This is a genomic window from Desulforamulus aquiferis (genome assembly GCF_030577015.1).
Lineage (GTDB): Bacteria > Bacillota > Desulfotomaculia > Desulfotomaculales > Desulfotomaculaceae > Desulfotomaculum > Desulfotomaculum aquiferis.
Window position 1 is genome coordinate 53,142 of the sequence record NZ_JARPTC010000003.1, and the last position, 20,373, is coordinate 73,514.

At 44.3% G+C, this 20,373-nt stretch carries 23 protein-coding genes; 4 read left to right on the plus strand and 19 right to left on the minus strand.

Going from position 1 to position 20,373, the window contains the following annotated elements:
- Nucleotide 1: 1 nt before the first annotated feature.
- On the minus strand, nucleotides 2–388 hold the full coding sequence (gene queD / locus P6N53_RS02670; protein WP_304540973.1) for a 6-carboxytetrahydropterin synthase QueD: 387 nt from the start codon (nucleotides 386–388) through the stop codon (nucleotides 2–4).
- 193 nt (nucleotides 389–581) lie between these two features.
- On the minus strand, nucleotides 582–1,658 hold the full coding sequence (locus P6N53_RS02675) for a tetratricopeptide repeat protein (RefSeq protein WP_304540975.1): 1,077 nt from the start codon (nucleotides 1,656–1,658) through the stop codon (nucleotides 582–584).
- Nucleotides 1,659–1,864: 206 nt separating this feature from the next.
- Between P6N53_RS02675 and P6N53_RS02680 the strand changes: the two genes are divergently transcribed.
- Nucleotides 1,865–2,320 carry a GNAT family N-acetyltransferase gene (locus P6N53_RS02680; RefSeq protein ID WP_304540976.1) on the plus strand — a complete coding sequence of 152 codons (456 nt, stop codon included), beginning with the start codon at nucleotides 1,865–1,867 and terminating at the stop codon, nucleotides 2,318–2,320.
- 145 nt (nucleotides 2,321–2,465) lie between these two features.
- Here P6N53_RS02680 and P6N53_RS02685 read toward each other — a convergent pair whose 3' ends face one another.
- The 4 genes from P6N53_RS02685 to P6N53_RS02700 all read right to left on the minus strand — a co-directional run bounded on the left by P6N53_RS02685 (nucleotide 2,466) and on the right by P6N53_RS02700 (nucleotide 6,637).
- Complete coding sequence (locus P6N53_RS02685; RefSeq protein WP_304540978.1) at nucleotides 2,466–3,365, minus strand: NAD(P)/FAD-dependent oxidoreductase; 900 nt, start codon at nucleotides 3,363–3,365, stop codon at nucleotides 2,466–2,468.
- A gap of 43 nt (nucleotides 3,366–3,408) precedes the next feature.
- A complete protein-coding gene (locus P6N53_RS02690; protein WP_304540980.1) occupies nucleotides 3,409–3,615 on the minus strand; it encodes a cation transporter in 207 nt (68 codons plus the stop codon).
- Between the two features lie 21 nt (nucleotides 3,616–3,636).
- Nucleotides 3,637–6,042: a heavy metal translocating P-type ATPase gene (locus P6N53_RS02695; protein WP_304540982.1), complete on the minus strand. Its 2,406-nt coding sequence runs from the start codon at nucleotides 6,040–6,042 to the stop codon at nucleotides 3,637–3,639.
- 70 nt (nucleotides 6,043–6,112) lie between these two features.
- A complete protein-coding gene (locus tag P6N53_RS02700) occupies nucleotides 6,113–6,637 on the minus strand; it encodes a hypothetical protein (protein WP_304540983.1) in 525 nt (174 codons plus the stop codon).
- Between the two features lie 122 nt (nucleotides 6,638–6,759).
- Here P6N53_RS02700 and P6N53_RS02705 point away from each other — a divergent pair, with 122 nt between their 5' ends.
- The gene (locus P6N53_RS02705) at nucleotides 6,760–6,954 is read left to right on the plus strand and encodes an LAS seventeen-binding protein 3 (protein ID WP_304540985.1); all 195 of its coding nucleotides are present in this window, start codon (nucleotides 6,760–6,762) and stop codon (nucleotides 6,952–6,954) included.
- Between the two features lie 53 nt (nucleotides 6,955–7,007).
- Here P6N53_RS02705 and P6N53_RS02710 read toward each other — a convergent pair whose 3' ends face one another.
- Nucleotides 7,008–7,604 (minus strand): TatD family nuclease-associated radical SAM protein, encoded by a 597-nt coding sequence (locus tag P6N53_RS02710; protein ID WP_304540987.1) that lies wholly within the window; start codon nucleotides 7,602–7,604, stop codon nucleotides 7,008–7,010.
- Nucleotides 7,605–7,684: 80 nt separating this feature from the next.
- Here P6N53_RS02710 and P6N53_RS02715 point away from each other — a divergent pair, with 80 nt between their 5' ends.
- The gene (locus tag P6N53_RS02715) at nucleotides 7,685–8,089 is read left to right on the plus strand and encodes a TIGR04086 family membrane protein (protein ID WP_304540989.1); all 405 of its coding nucleotides are present in this window, start codon (nucleotides 7,685–7,687) and stop codon (nucleotides 8,087–8,089) included.
- Between the two features lie 6 nt (nucleotides 8,090–8,095).
- Here P6N53_RS02715 and P6N53_RS02720 read toward each other — a convergent pair whose 3' ends face one another.
- From P6N53_RS02720 to P6N53_RS02730, 3 genes are all read right to left on the minus strand, one after another.
- On the minus strand, nucleotides 8,096–9,349 hold the full coding sequence (locus tag P6N53_RS02720) for a two-component system sensor histidine kinase NtrB (RefSeq protein WP_304540990.1): 1,254 nt from the start codon (nucleotides 9,347–9,349) through the stop codon (nucleotides 8,096–8,098).
- Between the two features lie 322 nt (nucleotides 9,350–9,671).
- Nucleotides 9,672–10,175: a CDP-diacylglycerol--serine O-phosphatidyltransferase gene (gene pssA / locus P6N53_RS02725; protein WP_304540992.1), complete on the minus strand. Its 504-nt coding sequence runs from the start codon at nucleotides 10,173–10,175 to the stop codon at nucleotides 9,672–9,674.
- 92 nt (nucleotides 10,176–10,267) lie between these two features.
- The gene (locus P6N53_RS02730) at nucleotides 10,268–13,045 is read right to left on the minus strand and encodes a helicase C-terminal domain-containing protein (RefSeq protein ID WP_304540993.1); all 2,778 of its coding nucleotides are present in this window, start codon (nucleotides 13,043–13,045) and stop codon (nucleotides 10,268–10,270) included.
- Between the two features lie 219 nt (nucleotides 13,046–13,264).
- Here P6N53_RS02730 and P6N53_RS02735 point away from each other — a divergent pair, with 219 nt between their 5' ends.
- Nucleotides 13,265–13,606, plus strand: a complete 342-nt coding sequence (locus P6N53_RS02735) for a hypothetical protein (protein ID WP_304540994.1) — start codon at nucleotides 13,265–13,267, stop codon at nucleotides 13,604–13,606.
- A 33-nt stretch (nucleotides 13,607–13,639) separates the two neighbouring features.
- Here the strand turns inward: P6N53_RS02735 and P6N53_RS02740 are convergent, their stop codons facing one another.
- From P6N53_RS02740 to P6N53_RS02780, 9 genes are all read right to left on the minus strand, one after another.
- Entirely contained in the window at nucleotides 13,640–14,071 is a 432-nt protein-coding gene (locus P6N53_RS02740; RefSeq protein ID WP_304540995.1) for a peptidylprolyl isomerase, read from the minus strand.
- 19 nt (nucleotides 14,072–14,090) lie between these two features.
- The gene (locus P6N53_RS02745; RefSeq protein WP_304540996.1) at nucleotides 14,091–14,777 is read right to left on the minus strand and encodes a metal-dependent hydrolase; all 687 of its coding nucleotides are present in this window, start codon (nucleotides 14,775–14,777) and stop codon (nucleotides 14,091–14,093) included.
- 123 nt (nucleotides 14,778–14,900) lie between these two features.
- A complete protein-coding gene (gene sucD, locus P6N53_RS02750; protein ID WP_304540998.1) occupies nucleotides 14,901–15,764 on the minus strand; it encodes a succinate--CoA ligase subunit alpha in 864 nt (287 codons plus the stop codon).
- A 5-nt stretch (nucleotides 15,765–15,769) separates the two neighbouring features.
- Nucleotides 15,770–16,885: an ADP-forming succinate--CoA ligase subunit beta gene (sucC, locus tag P6N53_RS02755; RefSeq protein WP_304541000.1), complete on the minus strand. Its 1,116-nt coding sequence runs from the start codon at nucleotides 16,883–16,885 to the stop codon at nucleotides 15,770–15,772.
- A 159-nt stretch (nucleotides 16,886–17,044) separates the two neighbouring features.
- Nucleotides 17,045–17,596: a 2-oxoacid:ferredoxin oxidoreductase subunit gamma family protein gene (locus P6N53_RS02760; RefSeq protein ID WP_304541002.1), complete on the minus strand. Its 552-nt coding sequence runs from the start codon at nucleotides 17,594–17,596 to the stop codon at nucleotides 17,045–17,047.
- A 13-nt stretch (nucleotides 17,597–17,609) separates the two neighbouring features.
- Entirely contained in the window at nucleotides 17,610–18,353 is a 744-nt protein-coding gene (locus P6N53_RS02765) for a thiamine pyrophosphate-dependent enzyme (protein ID WP_304541003.1), read from the minus strand.
- Between the two features lie 4 nt (nucleotides 18,354–18,357).
- Nucleotides 18,358–19,428: a 3-methyl-2-oxobutanoate dehydrogenase subunit VorB gene (gene vorB, locus P6N53_RS02770; RefSeq protein ID WP_304541005.1), complete on the minus strand. Its 1,071-nt coding sequence runs from the start codon at nucleotides 19,426–19,428 to the stop codon at nucleotides 18,358–18,360.
- A 20-nt stretch (nucleotides 19,429–19,448) separates the two neighbouring features.
- A complete protein-coding gene (locus tag P6N53_RS02775; RefSeq protein ID WP_304541008.1) occupies nucleotides 19,449–19,673 on the minus strand; it encodes a 4Fe-4S dicluster domain-containing protein in 225 nt (74 codons plus the stop codon).
- Nucleotides 19,674–19,690: 17 nt separating this feature from the next.
- Nucleotides 19,691–20,368: a nucleotide-binding protein gene (locus P6N53_RS02780; RefSeq protein WP_304541130.1), complete on the minus strand. Its 678-nt coding sequence runs from the start codon at nucleotides 20,366–20,368 to the stop codon at nucleotides 19,691–19,693.
- Nucleotides 20,369–20,373: the final 5 nt, after the last annotated feature.

The following is a 20,373-nucleotide window of genomic DNA, read 5'->3' on the forward strand; positions in this document are numbered from 1 at the left end:
TTTACTTATCCTCCCAATAGGTTGCATAGGCGTCGGGAGATTCCCAAACCGATACTTCCTTCATTCTTATCCCAGCCCTAAGGGCTTCCACCGGCTTTTCTAGGGACCTATAAATATAAAAAGCTAAGTTTTCAGCTGTAGGATTAACTCCTCCATCACCAAAACCATCTAAATCATTTATAAACCTGTGATCAAATTGATCTATTAAGTTCATTAGCTCTTTTTTTATGGCCTTAAAATCCACCAACATACCCAGATTATCCAGTTCCTCGCCCTTTACCTTTACTTGTACAGTCCAGGTATGACCGTGCAATCTGGCACAATCACCGGGATAACCGCAGAGAATATGCGCAGCGGAGAAACTTTTAGATACAGTAAGCTCGTACATGCATCCTCCTCCTTATGTTGTAGTATTTCTCCCGGTACTAAACTTTACTATATTTCTCTCCCGGCTGCTATGTCCCTGCCTTAAACGGTAAATTTTTAAGTAAATAATATATTCTGAAATAAAAAAACCTGATTTAATTAAAAACCAGGCTGGATAATTCCAGAAATATCTATTAATACTAAACTTTTCAACCTTATCCAGCTAAACCCAGTGCCCTGCCGTAGCACCTGGCTGCCTCTCCCATTTTGCCCTGTATGGCCAAAACTTCGCCTCGCAATCCCCAGGCGGGATAATTGTTTGGTTCCACTGTTAAAATAGCTTCAACAATATCATATACTTCATCCAATCTGCCACAATTAAGCATACAATGCCCGTAATTTAGCAGAATGGTGTTATTTCCAGGTGATAATTCTACAGCCTTGCCAAAGCTCTCCAGGGCTTCTTCTGTATGCCCCAGATTTTCCAGACAAATACCTAGATTATTATGCAAAGTGGCATCCTTTGGGAATGCCTTTATAGCACTTCTATAGCAACCAATGGCCTCTTCTACGCGGCCTAAATAGTTGTAGCAGGAGGCTAAGTTGCTTAATAGTCCTAAATCCCGTGGTAAATACTGGCGTGCCACCTCATAGCAGGCCAGGGCCTCTTCATAATGTTCTAAATAAAACAAACTATATCCTTTATTGTTCAGTAATTCCGCACTGCTGATGCCAAGGGATTGAACCTCCTTATAATAATCCAAAGCCTCTGTATGACGTCCTAATTTACTCAAGGACAACCCTAAATTGTGAAGAATCCCCGGGTCCTTTCCCCCCAGAGCCAAGGCTTCCTGGAAACACACTAAGGCCTCTTGATATCTACCATTCTCCAATAAACACAACCCACTATTATTAAACTGGGCTGTTTTATCGTTAGTCGGTGCATGGGGAATAATCTCCTTCTCCTGTGCAAAGGAAAATACCATCTCACTGTCATCCATCCTAGAAGATTTAATTCCACCGTTTGCCGCTCGGTCAAGCCAATAGATAAAGCTTCCTGGCCCTAAACCAAGGGCGGCTTTTTTACAGTGCAGGGCAGCTTGATCGACCTGCCCTAGCTTTAAATATAACCTGCTGGCCTGTAGATGCAGATCTGCCTGCTCCGGCTGTACTTGAAGTGCCTTTTCAACTGAACGCAACGCTGGCTTGCTAGCCCCGGCAGCTTCCAACAGGCAGGCTACAACTTGCCAAAGGTTAACCTTTTTACCGTTTAATTTTCCGGGCATCCACATCCTGCATCGCTCCTTAAAACTTTTAATATCAAGTTCTCTGCAGCAGCTGCCTTTTCCTTCCATTTATACCTTATTTCGTATGCCAAATCCCCTTAACATTAGACATATTTTGTTAATTTAAATAATTTAAACAGTTTCATATTTTTATTCCCTTCGAGTTTTTTGAGTGATATATTATTAGCAAGACAAAATATAAAGGGGTAGATATGATGCAGTATTTAACTGCGCCTAACTCCGACCTCGAGTTATTACGGGTGCGTTTAGAAACGATTCTTGAACACCCACTTTGTTTCGTGCAGCACATCCTTTTCCCCAGTTCGGTATACATTACTTCTATCGAACATAATGACGAGATTGAAGAAGAAAACTTTTATTTAATATATCAAATAAAAAAAGACCGGGGCGGCATGCCCCAGGCTATCATACAATTTCTCCAGATTCCTATCCGATTTAGGGGCAAAGGGGCCGGCAGTAAGGTTTACCGTTTTCTTGAAAATTTACTCAGGGCGCAAAACTGTTACTCAATCACCTTGGAAGCTAGGGTAAATTCCTTAAACCCCAAAGATAATTCAGTGGGTTTTTGGGGAAAGCAGGGTTTTGTTCCAGGAGTACATTATGCCTTTGACGATGAAAACTTTCCCATGGTCAAAAGGCTTCAATAATCCCTGGGTCTTAGTAATCCCGAGCAGCGCTTCGCCCGAAGCAAGCGATTAGCGCTGTCCTCTGTAGGAGTCGTGAGGGATTATTAAAACCAATCTGAAGGGGTCCTGTTATTTGCAGGACCCCCTTGATTTTGCCTTAAGTCAATTACTCTTTGTGTTTTAACTCATCCAGATATTTTACCGCACTTAAGGCTGCAACTTGACCCTCTCCGGCTGCTTTACATAGCTGATAGGGTACACCCGTACAATCACCTGCAGCAAATACACCTGGTATGTTTGTGGCACAACCCCTATCTACAATAATCCCCTTATTGCTCACCTCAAGGCCTGGCACGAGTTGGTCTGGGAGCACTGAGTCCCGGACAATAAAAATGCCATCGGCAGTTAGGTCTTGTCCATCCAGGGCAACACCAGTTGCCCACATCTCGCCAATAATACCCATTGGCTTACCCTTTATTATCTGTATTTTTTGATTCAGCTCAATTCCTTTAGCATCCTCATCCTTTAACACAGGGACCAATAGCACTTCGGCGGCTATCTCTGCCAAAAAGTTTGCTTCTTCCAATCCCTCACGGTTATAGGCCAATACAATTACCCTTTTCCCTTTATAAAGGGGGCCATCACAAGTTGAACAATAGGCTACTCCCCTACCGAGGTAATCCAATTCCTGGTTGATAGGCTTAACTGTGCTTACCCCTGTAGCAAGTATCACCGAGGTGGCCTGGTAGAATATATCCCTGGATTGCAGAATAAAACCGCCTTCTTGAGGGTAAATACCGCTAATTTTACTATTCCTGATCTCTAACTTCATCACCTGAAGGTGTTCTAAAAACTTCTTGCGGAGCTCTTCCCCGGTAATCTGGGGCAACCCCAGGTAATTATCAATATGGGGGGCATGATGTAACTTAGGGCTGCAAAATTCTGTTCCGAAAATAGCCACTTTCTTTTTTCTTATGGCACCATTAATAGCCGCCGATAACCCCGCCGGACCACAGCCCACGATAGCCAATTCAAAGCTGTCTGCTACTTTCATTTCTTCAGACATAGAAATCACCTCTTAAAGGCTATATTCTCACCTAAAGGTATTTTTATTCAACCACAACGTAGCCTTCCTCTTGAATGGTATTTTTAATTTCAACTATGCTAACACTTCCATCATGCACCACCACAACCTTATCCTCTCCTGGTGTAGCCTCAACAGACTGAATCCCGTCCAGCCTTTTAACAGCCTTTTCTACAGCTGCTTTACAATGTCCACAACTCATACCAGTTACTTTTAGTTGGATTTCTGCCATTTAAACCTCTCCTTTATAAACTTAGTGCCTGGCTTTAAAGCCCTTTAAGCGCAGGGAATTAGTAACCACAGAAACTGAGCTAAAGGCCATGGCAGCCCCCGCCAGAACCGGGTTTAACAAACCAAAGGATGCTATAGGAATGCCTACCGTATTGTATATCATAGCCCAGAAAAGGTTTTGCCTAATATTTCTTATGGTTGCCCTGGAAAGGGCTATACTGTCCACAACGCCCCAGAGATCTCCTCTAATCAAGGTAATATCTGCCGCTTCCATGGCTACATCTGCACCGGTGCCGATGGCAAAGCCAACATCAGCTGTGGCCAGTGCAGGGGCATCGTTGATACCGTCACCCACCATCCCCACCACCAGACCGCGCCCCTTTAATTCCTGTACCTTCCGGGCTTTGTCCTCGGGTAAAACCTCTGCCATTACACTTGTAATACCCACTTGTGCAGCAATGGTTTTAGCGGTTCTTTCATTATCACCAGTAAGCATCCAAACCTCTATACCCATATCAATTAATTTTTTTATGGCCGATGCTGACTCATCCTTTACAGTATCAGCCACCGCCAGCATACCGGCAGGATTACCTCCAACAGCCATAAGCATGACGGTCTTTCCCTGTTGCTCCAATTCATTCTTTCTGACTTCCCATTGACTAAAGCTTATATTATGCTGCTTCATCAGCTTGATTGTCCCGAGCAATACCTCTGTATTATCCACCACCGCCCTAACACCAAAACCCGGAATTGCCTGGAACTCGGTAATTACTTTATCCTCGGGTGAGGCGGCTTCTACTATGGCTTTAGCCAGAGGATGTTCTGAGTTTTTCTCCACTAAAGCGGCCAAATTAAGGACCTGCAGCTCCTGCCCCTCAAACTGGTTAAGAGCTATTAAATCAATAAGCTTAGGCTTACCATGGGTGATAGTTCCGGTTTTGTCAAGGATAATAGTATTTAGCTTGTGGGTTTTTTCCAGGTACTCACCACCCTTAATTAATACTCCTATCTCAGCACCCTTACCTGTACCTACCATGATGGATGTGGGGGTAGCCAGGCCCAAGGCACAGGGGCAGGCAATCACTAATACTGCCGTGGAAGTTAATACTGCCTGGGACAGATCTCCTGGCTGAATTAATAGGTACCAAACACCAAAGGTTATCACCGCTATTGCCACTACAACAGGCACAAAGTAGGAGGCTATAACATCAGCCAACCTTTGTATTGGTGCCTTAGTGCCCTGGGCCTGTTCCACAATGTGTATAATTTGTGCAAGGGCAGTATCTCTCCCAACCCTAGTAGCTTTAAAAGTAAATTTACCCAGCTTATTTATAGTTGCCCCAATGACTTTGTCACCCTGCTGTTTATCCACCGGAACACTTTCACCCGTTAACATACTTTCATCCACTGTGGAGTAGCCTTCTACAATTATTCCATCTACAGGTATTTTCTCTCCCGGGCGAACCACCAGTAAATCACCTTCAATAACATCCTCGATGGGAATTTCCTGCTCCTGCCCATCCCTTAAAATTGTTGCAGTTTTTGCCTGCAGGCCAATCAGTTTACGAATTGCCTCTGAAGTTTTGCCCTTGGCGGAGGACTCTAGCATTTTCCCCAGCAGGACCAGAGTAATAATCACTGCGCCTGTTTCATAATAGACCTCGGTCTGCCCAATAGCCTCACCATAAAAGGTAGCGGCTACACTATAAAAATAGGCAGCACTTGTTCCCAAAGCAACTAAAACAGACATATTGGCTCCTCCACCCTTTAAGGAACGCCAGCCGTCCTTGTAGAAGTGAAGGCCAGGCCCAAATTGTATCAGGGTTGCAAAACCAAATTGGGCATAGGGATGAAATATTCCCCATCTCATGGCATCATGCCACTCAACAAGCATAATCACCATAAATAGCACCAGGGGTAATGAAAACACCGCGGAAAATAAAAATAGTTTTTGCTGACGGGAGATCTCTTCCCTTCTCCGCCTTTGCTCCCTATCCCCATCATCCTGCCGGGTTTCCATTTCAGGTTCAAACCCCGCGTCAATGATGGCCCTGCGAATCTCAGGCTGAGATATTTCGGCGGGGTTGTATTTAATTGATGCATTTTCTAAGGCCAGGTTGACGTTTGCTTGATAAACACCAGGCAGCTTGTTCAAAACCCTTTCCACTCGATTTGAACAAGCTGCACAGCTCATCCCTCTGACTTTTATGTCAACGGATTCCTGGATAACATTAAATCCTAATTCTTCAATGGAATTAATAATATCATCGGTGGAAACAGCAGTCTGATCAAAATCTACAGTAGCTATTTCCCCTGCCAGGTTTACTTGGACCTTTTCCACTCCCGGTAGCTTTCCGAGGGTTCGTTCAATTCTTGCTGAACACGCAGCGCAGCTCATGCCCGTTACTTTGAGTCGGGTCTGTATCATATCTTCCACCCCTCTATTGGGAAATGTTACCGAGATTTTACCTCTTAAATATAGTTTGGTCAATGTATTTTTACTGACTAAGGGCCCTTTCCATGGCTGTCCTCAGAGCACTATCATCGGCCATATCATTAAGTGCGTCCCTCAATCGCGGATTTTTAAAGGCCTGAATTAAATTGGGCCTAACTGCCGGATCACTTAGAATTCTTTCTATTGAATTTTGACCATTGGGAAGGGCAAACACACTTGCCATGGCTGACTGCATCTGGGGTCTTTGTAATTGAAGGGCCATGGCCTGCTGCATACTGGGATTTTGCATCATTCTAATGTAGGCCACCTGCATATCCGTAGAACTCATAATTCTAGTCATCGCTTGGTAGGCCCGATCCGAACTCATTATTTCCACCATTTCATCGTGATTACGATTATCTACCAGATAAGCCATCACTTCATTGGGTCCAAAGGTATATTCCTGTGGAGGGAGAGGTTTTGCCTGGGGCCCACCGATGCCGAAGCCCAGGGCTGGAGCCAGCCAAACGCCTAATAATAATCCTAATACCAAGGTTCCTCCAAAAGCTGATAGCCTCCATAAATTCATTTTATAGACCTCCTGGATTTTTTATTTAACTTATTGTAACCCGAGACTCTATTTTTATAATTTGATCGGGTATAACAACAAGCTGCCAGGCAAAACTAAGAAAAACTTCTAGGGAGGCAAATATGGCTAAAGATAATAGAAATAACTATCAAAAGGAAGAAGAAAAGCACTACCAGATCGGTAAAAATTTTGTCCAAGAACCTACCGGCTCCGCAACCAGCATAAACCTGGACGGTCAGTGGGAACATGATTTTTATGACAAGAACAAAAGTAAGAATCGTTCAGGCGGTACCGGCGACAACCCCTTAGCAGAATAATTGTGCACCGTAGAAAAAAGTTAACCCACTTCAGGGTTAACTTTATTTATTATCTATAAGGTTGGTTTTCTTAGTCTAAAATCAGCGCCAATTTCAAGGGCAATTTTTTCACAGGCCTCAATATTAACCCCTGGCCATTCCACCACCGAAAGGATAACCTTGGGAATAACTCCAATACATTTTCTGGCAAAGTCCAGGATGGCATAATAAGCCTCCTCCCCTTCTACAGGGTTACATAGCTCATTATAGGTCACGGCATTGTGAGCATTTAAGGATATGGACATGGTATCTATAATGCCGCCCACATCTGGAACAATATTTCTTCCATAAAATATATTAGCCTTGCCGTTTGTATTGATTCGAATGGACTTGGCACCCCTGCCTTTAAGGTTAGAGGCCACTTCTTTTACTACATCCAGCCTGGATAATGGCTCACCATAACCACAAAACACAATTTCCTTATATTGAGCCGGCTCCATAACTGCGTCCAAGATTTCTAAAACTGTTGGTTCCTTTTCTAGCCAAAGATTATAACCAACTCCAGCTTGACTTTCCCTAATACAAAATACACATTTGTTAGAGCATCGATTAGTAAGATTTAAATATAGGACGTCTCCTATTTGGTAACTTATGGTAAATTGACTATCCATCAGTCTCTCCTATCTTTTGTGTCATAAAGGAAGGTATAACTCAATAGAAATATGTTAAATAGTGTAAGGAGGTTTAAAAAATGTCACCTCTTATTAAACCAGAAAATCCTGGTACACCGATATTTCATTTTTCATCCATCTATCGTGGTGCCCTAGTATCCCTTGGTGTTACCGTGGGTCTTAGTATTATTGCCGGATTGACCTATTATTTCACCAGTTTATCGGAAAATACTATGTCCTGGGTAGCTGCTTCTATCCTCTTCCTTAGTGTTGCAACGGGAAGTGGTTACGCTGCAAAAAGGGCACGCAGCAGGGGTCTCTTTAATGGTCTAGGGGTAGGTATAGTAAGCTTTATATTAATATGGATTATCTCCGGCCTCTTTCTTCCCAGCAGCATCTTACTGGCCGGGGCGTTAGGAAAGCTGACCTTAACTCTGGCCGCAGGCGGCCTAGGCGGCGTAATAGGTGTTGCCATTGCTTCCTAGCATATGCTAGGAAGCTTTTGTATTATTATAGTTTACTAAAGGAAGTTGAACTGTAAAAGCGCTGCCTTTGCCATATATAGATTGTACTGACAGCGTACCCCCATGATTATCTACTATTTGGCAGCTAACCGGCAAACCTAAGCCGGTACCTTCTGCCCTAGTTGTGAAAAATGGGTGAAATATCCTAGAGATGTTTTCCTCGCTAATACCAATACCTTCATCCTGGAATACGGTTTGAACAACTCCCATTGTTTCATTATACTTAACAGAAATAGTTAATTTTCCTCCCGTTGGCATTGCATTAATGGCATTGGTAGCTAAATGTAAAAATACTTGTCTTATTTGATCTTCATCCAGCACAACCAGAGGTAAATTGTCTTGATAATCCCTTGTTATTTCTATACCTCGGCAGCTGGCCTCACCTTCAAGCAGCAATAGAACATGGTCAAGAACAGCAGGTAGTGAGGCAAAGCTTAAATTAGGACTAGAACGTCTGGCCAGCAGCAGCAATTCCTTGATTATATTATTAATGGAATCAATCTCAGAGAGAATTATTTCAGCATGTTCCCTTGCGGGATCATTTATTTTGCATTTCTGAACCATTATTTGAACTAATCCTCTAACGGAGGTAAGTGGGTTCCTAATTTCATGGGCAATTCCTGCAGCCAGTTCTCCAATCATGGCCATTTTATCCTTTTGGCTCAGGTATTTTTCCACCAATACCCCTTCTGTACTTTCCCAAGCTATCATAACAGCACCAACAGCTTGTCCTCCTTCAATTATATTTTCTGTACGAAACAAATATCTTTTATCGTTATGTTGGTAATAATTGACTTCACACCTATGTACCTGCTTTAGGCTTAAGGTTTTTATTAATTGGCCTACCGGGCTGCCTGCTGTCGATTTCAGCTCAAAAATATTATAAGTTGAGGAGTTAATGTCACATATAATACCTGCTAATTTATTTATGTTAGTAATTTGCCCTTCCATGTTTACACTTAGCAAAGCTACTGGCAAACTTTTTAACAATGGCTCAGATATTGTTTGGGTACTTGCTTGATTATTTATATTAGGGTTACAAATCCTGTCCCTTTTCCTATCTCTTAAAGAATAACCTACCAGTATACCAGCTGCCAATATTACTAGATTAATAAAAATAGAAGCCCATAATTCTATGCTCTGGTTATAAAAATACCAATAAACAGCTCCCAAAAGTAGCCCAAGGACAGAAAACACAATTTTGCCCGTAACAACAGCCACCTTCTTCCTTTAACAAAATATCAACTGGTAAATTTTACTGTTATATGCTATTTATTGTCAATACGACACAATTTTTGGAAATCCTTCTTTAGTACTAAAGTCCTATTAAAATAGTTTAAGGCAAGCCCCTCGGCCTGCCCTGAAACTAACTCCAAATCTTAAGTAATAATGATCTTAAAAAGTTTGGAAGCCGCACAAAATACACGCGCAATTCCTCTCACCCCTCGTTGGTTTTTGATTTCCTTTTATATTATTCCGGCTGGGGTCGGATTTGTGCATCTGTGTAACAATATGACAGCTTAGAGCAAAAAATACCAACTTATTAGAATTTAGGTACTTTAATTTTACTAATCATCAACCAGGATAGCAGCATCATGATCATTGGCAAAACTAAATCCGGGATATTCCCCAGATATATTATTACAATTGCCACAATACCTCCAGCTGCCGTTATGGGCACGCCCATAAAGTTGCCAGAAAAGGTGGTGGCATTAAATCGGGCCAATCTTAGGGCCCCGCACATTACAAAACCTAAGGCGATGGCCAAGCCAAGATATCCCCAATCGGATAATTTTAAGGCATAGGCAAGGATGGCTGGGGCAACTCCAAAGGAAACAAGATCCGCCAGGGAATCCAGTTCCTTTCCAAAATCAGAAGAAACTTGTAATTTTCTAGCCACTTTACCATCTAGGTAGTCCATTACTCCGGCCAACAAAATCATAATTGCACCACGTCCATACTCCTCATTTAGAGCAAGGACCAAAGCAAAAACACCAAGTAATAGATTGCCCAGTGTAAATAAATTTGGTATATGTTTACCCTTCATCGGGAACCTCCCAGCCTGTATTTTTTAAAGTACCACCATACTCCATTTTATCATCCCCTGGACATAAGTAAAAGAGCAATACCAAATTATTCTTATACCAGCCAAGATTTAACTTTAGCTATTATCTGCTCTCTATTGCCTCGAAAGTGTTCTGCCAATGGGAGCGAATTAAAAAATTTTAAACCGTATCTTTTCTCTATTAGTCTGGAATCGAGTACAACTACCACTCCCCTGTCCTGCTGATCCCTAATTAATCGGCCGAAGCCCTGTTTAAACTTGATTACAGCCTGGGGTATTTGGTAATCTTGAAATCCGTTCCCTCCCTGTCTGGCAATACGCTGAATCCGGGATTCCAGCACAGGCTGGTTAGGTGGCATAAAAGGTAACTTAACAATGATAACACTGGATAATGAGTCTCCAGGGATATCTACACCCTCCCAAAAACTGGAGGAGCCAAAAAGAACCGTTCTTTTACCTTCCATAAATTGTTCTACCAATCTATTCCTGCTGCCATCCAATTCATGTCCCAACAGACAAATATCATTATTTTCATACTCTTCCTTTAATCTCTGATATACTTCCCTCAGTGAACGATGGGAAGTAAAAAGAACTAATGTCCGTCCCTTTGTGGCCAGAGTAAGGTTTAAGATTGTTTCCGACAGTAGGTCATGATACTGCTTATCCCCAATTTGTGCAGGTTGGGGAATATCCCTGGCAGCACACATAAGTACTTGCTCGCCATAATTAAAGGGTGAATCAACCCTAATCTCAATAATATTATCATTGGATATTAAGTCAAGACCGATACTTTTTTTATAATGTCCAAACTTTCCATCTACTGAAAGGGTTGCAGAAGTAAGGATTACAGTTCGCTCTTCAGCAAAAAACTTTTCTTGTAATATGGGCCCCACATCAATGGGGGCAAACCTCAATACAACTTCACTATCATGCGCTCCTTCGACCCAGTAGACCTGTTCTTCCTGACGGCACCTGCAGATAAATTCTAAATTGCCACGAATTTCTTCACCAATTGTAGCCCTAAACATTAAATCCCTTACTAAACCAGCCAGCTCATCAGATATGGGGGCTATTTCCTCAATACTGGAAATAAGCCTAACTAGCAACTGGGAAAGGGTTTTCAAATGAAATAGTAGGTTATCTAATTCACTGTCCAGGGCAGAGGGAAAACTAGGTAAGCCGTCCGGATTGCCATCAACACCAAATCTCATGGTAGCACGTCCGAATTCATTACCAGCTGTACTTTCCATCCATCTAAGCACCATTTCAAAAAAAGTAGTTGTAGTTTCCTTAGACTTATATCTAACTTCAGAGGTCTCCCTTAGAAGTTCTTGCCAATTGTCTGGAAATGAAAACATTTTAATGTTTTCCAACTTATGCAATAGTTTTCCAGTGGCTGCTAACCAACGCATTACTTCGTTTCGACCGATAGCCTTTCCCAAATGTTCGGTTGCACATTTTTCCAGGTGATGTGCCTCATCAACAACCAAAGGTCCATAGGAAGGTAGCACCTTGTTCTCGCTATTGGCATCACTCAAAAGTAAAGAGTGGTTAACGATTAGGATATCTGCCCGTTCTGCCTGCCGTCTGGCAGCAGAAAAAAAACATCTTGCATTATGGTAGCGGCAATGACTTCCTAAGCAGCTTTCGCTTTCGGAGCAAATGCGATACCAGTATTCCAGCTCCTGGTAAGGAATATATAGTTCAGTCCGGTCACCGGTTTTTGTCTCATGTAGCCAAATAAGTAATCTTGCTAGGAATTGGGCTTCTTCAGGGGGATGATTAGCTTCTTCCATCAGAGAAAGCCAACGTCTAAGGCAAAGATAGTTATTCCTTCCCTTCATCAGTGCTGAATTAAAGCCCAATCCTTCAAGCTGATCTAACAGTGGTATATCCTTTTTCCATAGCTGCTCTTGCAAATTTATTGTATGGGTAGCTATTAAAACCTTTTCATTATTTTTTCTGGCCCAGATAATACTAGGCACCAAATAAGCCAAGGATTTTCCTGTTCCTGTACCGGCCTCTGCCAATAGTATTTTCCGGTTGTTGAAAGCCTCTATTACTAAAGACATCATAATACATTGTTGTGGTCGGAAAATAAACCTCTCCAGCGTTTTAGACAGGTTTCCATCAATCCCAAGTATGGCTAAGCATTCTTCATCGGTTAAGGGTGTGGCCGTTACTGGGGCTTTCTCCCTGAGGACATTCTCCATCTGAGGGGCACCGGGAAGGGCACCGGTGATTTTCCTGTTGGGAAATTGCTTTATTAGTTTGAAGGTTAGCTCCTGGAACACTGTAAACCAAGCTGACTTGGATTGCTTAAGCAAATTGGTTATCTGCCAGATTAGCTCCGGTTCTATTTTCTCAAGACGAGCCAGCAAAGATAGGAGTAACCTTGCTGACGACCGGGCATCATCCAATGCCCTGTGTTGAGTATCTATTGCAATGTTTAGTAATATACATAGATCCGCTAAACGATGGTTGGCGGCAGCTGGCAACAATAGTCTGGATAATTCAAGGGTATCAAAAATCTCATTTGTAAACCTATCGGTATTTTCCCTTAAAAAATCCCGATCAAAGGCAATATTATGTCCCACTACGGGCATATCCCCGACAAAGTCCAGCACCTCAGCCAAAATATCCCTTAGCTCTGGGGCTTCGAGAAAATCATTATCATTTAGGCCGGTTAAGCGCTTAATTTTAACAGATAGCTTACCCCTTGGGCGTACTAAGGATTGATACTTGGCCACTTCCGTACCATCAATAACCTTAACCATACCTATTTCAATAATATCGTCTATTCTGTAATCAAGTCCGGTGGTCTCAAGGTCCAGGGCAACAAAAGTAAGCATCAATCCAACAACCCGCTTTCAAAACAATTATAAATTATCCTTAGACATTCGTGGTGCTAATTATTTAATGTAAATTTCGATTTATTTATGTTGATATCCTGCCTATATTGCCAAAATTAGTTCATTCCCCGCCCCCTTGCCCTTGGTATTTGTCTAAGGTTTGATATAATCTTGATATAATAAGGTGTCTAGAAAAAATATGTAGGGAGTTAAATTACTATGACTAATAAAATCAATCACTTATCTTCTGCCCTTAATCTACTGGAAAATACCTTGGGCCAAGAATTAATCAAGAAGGAGGTACACAAAATTGACGGCTGGAATCCCGAAGGAGCACCAAATCTACATCCACTAGTCCTCCTATGGTACAAATGTCGTGAAGACTTAGCCCTTGGGGAACTTACAGGTAGCCTGCCAATTTCCGGCTGGGTTCAAGAAACCCTAGAGCTGGGCAACCTGTTAGAAAACCTGTCCTCCAACCCCAACTACACACAAATCCTTCAAGATCTAAGGAACATTTCCACCTGGGAACAAACCATCCAAAGCTTAAAACAAAAGTGAGCCAGAGGCCGTCCCCTGACTCACTTTGTTCCTTTATTCTTCTACAACGGTAACCTTATTCATTTTGTCGCCTTGCTTAATGTTGTCTACTACCTCTTGACCCTCAAGGACTTGACCAAAAACAGTATGTACTCCATCCAGGTGAGGGAAGGCATCGTGACAAATGAAGAATTGGCTGCCGCCGGTGTCCTTGCCGGCGTGGGCCATGGATAGGGCACCTTTAACATGCTTATTGGGATTACCCTGGGTTTCACACTTGATGGTGTAACCGGGGCCACCTGTGCCAGTACCGTGGGGGCAACCACCCTGGATAACAAACCCTGGAATAACCCTGTGAAAGTTTAATCCGTCATAGAATCCCTTTGCGGCTAAATCTTCAAAGTTTTTTACAGTATTTGGTGCATCCTTTTCCTTCAATTCGATTACAACTTTTCCCTTGTCTGTTTCGATAATTGCCTTTTTCATTTTTCTCCTCCAGCTCTTTTTAAATATCCTTGTACTCTCCGGGCTTTAATACTAAGACCTTAGCCCCTGTCTGGTTCTCTACTGCCCCTTTAAAGGCCTCTGGGTCCTGGACAATAAGGGGCCAGGTATTATAGTGCATCGGCACCACTTGACGGGGGTTTAGCAGCTTGACAGCCTCCAGGGCATCATCAGGACCCATGGTAAAATTATCACCAATGGGCAGCAGTGCCACATCTATGGGATTTAGCTTGCCAATAAGGTTCATATCTCCAAACAAACCGGTATCGCCCGAATAGTACAATGTCTTTCCTTCAATGAAAATAAGGAACCCACAGGGATTGCCAAGATACTCAGCGGGCCCGTCTACTCCCCCGGTAGAACTTCCATGAAGCGCCTGGGTTAACTTGACCTTAAATTTTCCAAAGTCATGGCTCCCCCCAATATGCATGGCATGGGTTTTTACACCTTGCCTTGCACAATAGTTGGCCACTTCATAAACGGAAATCACGGTGGCATCAGATTCCTTAGCCAATCTTAGGACATCTCCAAAATGATCCCCATGCCCATGGGAAACAAGGATAAAATCGGCCTTGATATCCAATCCCTCAGGGGCTACAGGATTACCAGTCAAGAAAGGATCGATAACTATAGCAATATCCTTTGATTCAAGAAGGAAGGCTGCATGTCCTAAAAACGTTAACCGCACAGAAACCAACTCCCTGAATTACATATTACTAGCTTCCCCCGGGCTATGCCAGTATATACTAATATTATTACCATTGATTTCCTCAATTGTCCACTAAAAAGCCTCTTCAAACGCAAAACTTTGCTATAGACATTGTTTTAGTAGGGCGGCTACCTCCCAAGGCAAGCCTGCCACCTTAGCGCCGGCGGCTTCTAGGGCAGAAACTTTACTGTCGAAGGTTCCTTTACCTCGCTCAATAATTGCCCCGGCGTGTCCCATGCGTTTGTCGGGTGGTGCAGAGCTACCTGCTAAAAAGGCTACCACCGGCTTGGTCATTTCATTGATATATAGAGAGGCTTCCTCTTCGGCACTACCGCCAATTTCACCAACCAGCACCACTGCCTGGGTCTCCAAATCATTTTCAAATAACCGCAGCACATCAGTAAAGGACTGACCCACCACCCGGTCACCACCAAGACCCACAACAGTGGACTGCCCAATTCCATTTATGGTTAGATGATAGGTTATCTCATAACTTAATGTGCCACTGCGGGATACAACCCCAACAATACCAGGAGTATAAATGATGTTTGGCATAATGCCCATTTTACTCTGTCCGGGTGATATTACCCCGAAGGTATTGGGACCGATCACAGTTACACTATATTTTTCTGCGAAAGCCATGATATCTAAAGCATCGTGCAGTGGTACATGCTCGGTAATAATAACTATTGTTTTAATACCTGCTGCCATTGCTTCAAAGGCTGCATCCTTTACACCTGATGAGGGGATGAAAATAATAGAGGCCGAAATTGGATAATGCTCCTTAGCTTCAGCCACTGTATTGAAAACAGGAACCCCCTGTATCCTTTGACCACCCTTGCCAGGTGATACGCCGGCAGCTACCCTTGTTCCGTAGGCCAACATTTGGGAAGTGTGAAAACTACCTTGTTTTCCGGTTATTCCCTGGACAAGGACTACACTGTCTTTATCAACAATTATGGCCATTTTAACTACCTCCTACCCTGAGCCAATTCCAAGACGTTGGCAACTGCCTCTTGAATGGTTTTAAAGGCTAAGATACCATGTTGCTCTAAAATATCCACGCCAAACTGCTCATTAGTACCACATAAGCGGAACACAATGGGTACATCGAGCTCCATTTTTTCTTTAACCTGAACAAAGGCCCTGGCTACATCATCACACCTGGTAATTCCTCCGAAAATATTTATAAGTACCGCCTTGGGATTGCTGGAGAGAAGTAATTCTAATGCCTTTGCCGTGGCCTCGATACTGGCCCCACCACCTGCATCCATGAAATTCTTTGGGGTTCCGCCAAAATGATTTATGATATCAAGGGTGGCCATGGTAATACCTGCCCCATTGGCCATCACCCCAATTTCTCCCCCTAGCTCAACAAAGGAAATGCCTATTTCCGCTGCACTTAATTCCCTTTGATTTCTGGTCTCCACCCTCGGTATCCAGTGGGGAACCCGATAGAGGGCATCATGATCAAGGGTAATTTTTGCATCAGCGGCAAGCATACTCCCCCCACAGACCACAAGGGGGTTAATTTCCACCAATTCCGCATCATATTTACGGAAAAGCTCATAAATTTTACACAGGAAGGCTGCAAATTGCTTCATATCGCCCGGCGCTAAACCCATTCGCCGGGCCACTTCCCTGCCTAAATAGGGTTGAACCCCCGCGTGAACATCAACATGCATTTTTACTATGAATTCTTCGGCTACATCCTCAATATTTACTCCTCCATAGGTAGATGCAATGATCAGTGGTTTACCCACAGCACCATCCACGGTTATAGCCAGGTAATATTCTCGTTCAATTGTAAGTTGTTCTTCTACCAGGACTGACTGCACGGAAAAATCCTTAACAAAGGAGTTTAGCAATTCCCCAGCAGTCTTTTCAGCCTCCCCAGGGGTTGCGGCAAAACGTATTCCTCCGTTTTTACCTCTCCCACCCGACAGAATTTGTGACTTGACCACAACGGCTCCAAGCTTCGCCACATATTCTGCAACACCTTCAGAACTATGAAACACCCTTCCCCTTGGCACCGCAATACCCTCTCTAAGGAATATTTCTTTACCCATATATTCATATAGTTTCATTCGTAAAGATCAACTCCCATTAAATTGACATATTATTTAAAATATTCGTTATATAACTTAGAGATTCCTTTTATGTAATCCTAATTACTTTACATCTACTAAAAATCAGTCAAAGAACTGTCCCCCGACTCAAAAATGAGTCAGGGGACAGTTGGTGGGTTAGAGGTTATTCTCCTTTACGTAGCTCATGCCTACTTCCAGGGCTTGCTGGTTGATAGCCAGCATTTCTGGGCGTTTGGCGGCCACTACTTCCTTGATGGCCAAGACTACGTCCTGGATTGAAAGAAGGTCCATTTTTGCCAGCATGGCTCCCAGGATAACTACATTGGCCAGGCTGGCCTTGCCAACCTTGTCGGCTGCCAATTCCTGGGCAGGTATCCTTAGCACCTTTACATCTGTCCGGTTAGCCTCCTCCTTTACAATGGAACTGTTTACCACCAGCAGGCCACCAGGGATTAGGGTGGATAGGAATTTTTCCTGGGAAGGGGTATTCATGGCCACCACAATGGATGGCTTAGTTACTACCGGGCAGTTAATCTCCTGGTTTGATACTGTTACCGAGCAGTTGGCAGTACCACCGCGCATTTCAGGACCGTAGGAGGGAATCCAGCTTACTTCCTTATCAGCAAGCATTCCGGCATAGGCCAAGATTTTTCCCATGAACATTACGCCCTGGCCGCCAAAACCAGAAATAACAATTTTCTCAGTCATAGCCAACTCTCCTTTATTTTGCAGAGACATCTTTAAGGATGCCCAGGGCAAATTGCTGCATCATCTTTTCCCGGAGCCACTCCAGGGACTTAACCGGAGACAGGCCCCAGTTGGTGGGACAGGTGGAAAGGATACTCACAAAGCTGAAGCCTCGGCCTGCCAGTTGACACTCAAAGGCCTGGCCGATAGCCCTTTTAGCCTGGATTACATTTTTAGGGCTATCCACAGAAACAGAAGCCACATAGGCTGCCCCCTCTATTTGTGCCATGATCCTGGGCATGTCCAGGGGGAACCCGGCCAAGCTAGCTTCACGGCCAAAGGGTGAGGTGGAAGTTTTTTGACCCGGCAGTGTAGTGGGGGCCATCTGCCCACCGGTCATGCCATAGATGGCATTGTTTACGAAGATGGCGGTAATGTTTTCCCCCCTTGCCGCCGCATGCATAATCTCAGCAATGCCAATGGAGGCAAGATCACCATCTCCCTGATAGGTAAAGACAAATTTGTCAGGCAGGGCCCTCTTAATACCTGTAGCCACTGCCGGAGCACGGCCATGGGCCGCACCCTGCATATCAATGTTAAAATACTGCTGGCAAAAACCTGCACAACCAACGGGCGTAACTCCGATGGCTTTGCCCAGCAGATCCATTTCTTCAATTTTCTCGGCAACTAACCTATGAATAATGCCATGGGTACAGCCCGGGCAGTAATGGAAGGGAGCCTCGGTTAACGCTTTGCTACGGGTAAATACTTCCTTCATTTGCTCACACTCCCCCTTCTACGGAATTCGGGAAAACTTCCTTAAACCGGGCTAGTACTTCCTCGGGCGAGGGAACCATGCCACCCTGACGGTTGCACAAATGAACCGGCACAGCACAGTTTATAGCCAGTCGCACGTCCTCAATCATTTGACCGGCACTGAGTTCAACCGTCAGGTAGCCCTTAACCTTTCCCCCCAGTGCTGCAAATGCCTTAACGGGGAAGGGCCACAGGGTCACGGGACGCAGCAGTCCCACCTTAATACCTTCCTGACGGGCCTGCTGTACTGCCGCCTTGGCAATCCTGGCCGTTGTGCCGTAGGCTACCACTACATAGTCTGCATCATCAATCATATATTGTTCCCATCGCTGCTCAGTGGCAGCAATATTCTTATATTTTGCTTCCCAGCGAAGGCAGTTGGCCTCACCGATTTCATTCTGCAGGGCATAGCTGGTGATAATATTCCTCGGACGACCCTCGGCCCCGGTGGTGGCCCAGGTTTTATCTGGCAGACTAGGGGCCTCCAGCTCCTTAAATACCACCGGCTCCATCATTTGACCCAGTATGCCGTCAGCAATAAGCAGCACAGGGTTACGATGCATATCTGCCAGGTCGAAGGCATCCCGGGTTAGATCGACAAGCTCCTGTACACTATTGGGTGCCAAGACAATCAGCCGGTAGTCTCCGTGTCCACCGCCTTTGGTGGCCTGAAAATAGTCAGCCTGGGAAGGACCTAATCCCCCCAAGCCGGGGCCTGCACGAACAATATTTACCAATACCACAGGAAGCTCGTTGGCCGCAATATAGGAAAGCCCCTCCTGCATCAGGCTCATGCCGGGGCTGGAGGAAGCTGTCATTACCCGTACTCCTGCCCCGGCGGCGCCATAACACATATTTATGGCACTAACTTCGCTTTCTGCCTGAACAAAGGTACCATCAACTGCGGGCAGATGCTTGGCCATATACTCAATTATTTCAGTAGAAGGCGTAATGGGATAACCAAAGAACAGCCTGCAGCCTGCCTTGATAGCGGCCTCGGCAATGGCCTCATTACCCTTCAATAAATATTTTTTCAAAGCTACCACTCTCTTTCTGTTTATTGTGCTGCTGCCTGGCGCCATACCTTTATGGCCACATCAGGGCACATTTGGGCACACATGGCACAGCCGGTGCATTCTTCTGCCTGCTCCGGCCGGACAAAATAATAGCCCTTGGGATTTGACTCCTTGGACAGACCCAGAACCTTCTTGGGACAAATTTCTATACATATGCTGCAACCTTTGCAGCGGATGCTATCCACTTCTACAGAACCCTTTGCCATACTTGTCCACCTCCTATTTAGGTTTGCGCCCAGTTAAGGCGCATTTTTATATCAACTGGAACGATAATTGTGCCGGGTAAATTAGCCCGGGCCTGTTCCAGGAGTGAACTTTCCACTGCCGTAAAGGCAATTGGTAAACCAGTCAATTGGTGAACCTGTTCCACCAGCCATTGTCCTTGAAGTACCACCGAAAGATCCGTTTCCCAGGCCAGGTTGGTGTTATTTACCAGCGAGGTAACCTTTAGACCACTTGCTTCCTCTATGGAAGAAAGCATAGCAACTACCTTTTCAGGGGTATCCGTGTCTGGTCGGTAAGCGTTAACCACCATGAGCAGTTCATGGGACCCTGCGGCGATTATTTCTGAAAATCTGCCTAAAGCCGTGGCACCAGTATTATCTCCACCAACATCAACCACCACTTGATAATCAAGGTTTCTTAGATACCCGGTTATTTCCGGGGGTAAAGCAGGTGCCTCGGACATAATATACTCGCCTTGGGGCAAGATTGGCTCCACCCCGTGTCTTACCAGAATATCAGCCCTCTCCCTGCTGCGGAAATAAGGATTAACAATATCCAAGTCAACCAGGGCCACCTTTTTTCCTTCCTGGGCCAGCATTAGGGACAAATTAAGGGACAGCTCGGTTTTTCCACTACCGTAATTGCCTACCAAAATTGTTAACCTACTTTTCGGCATCAAAA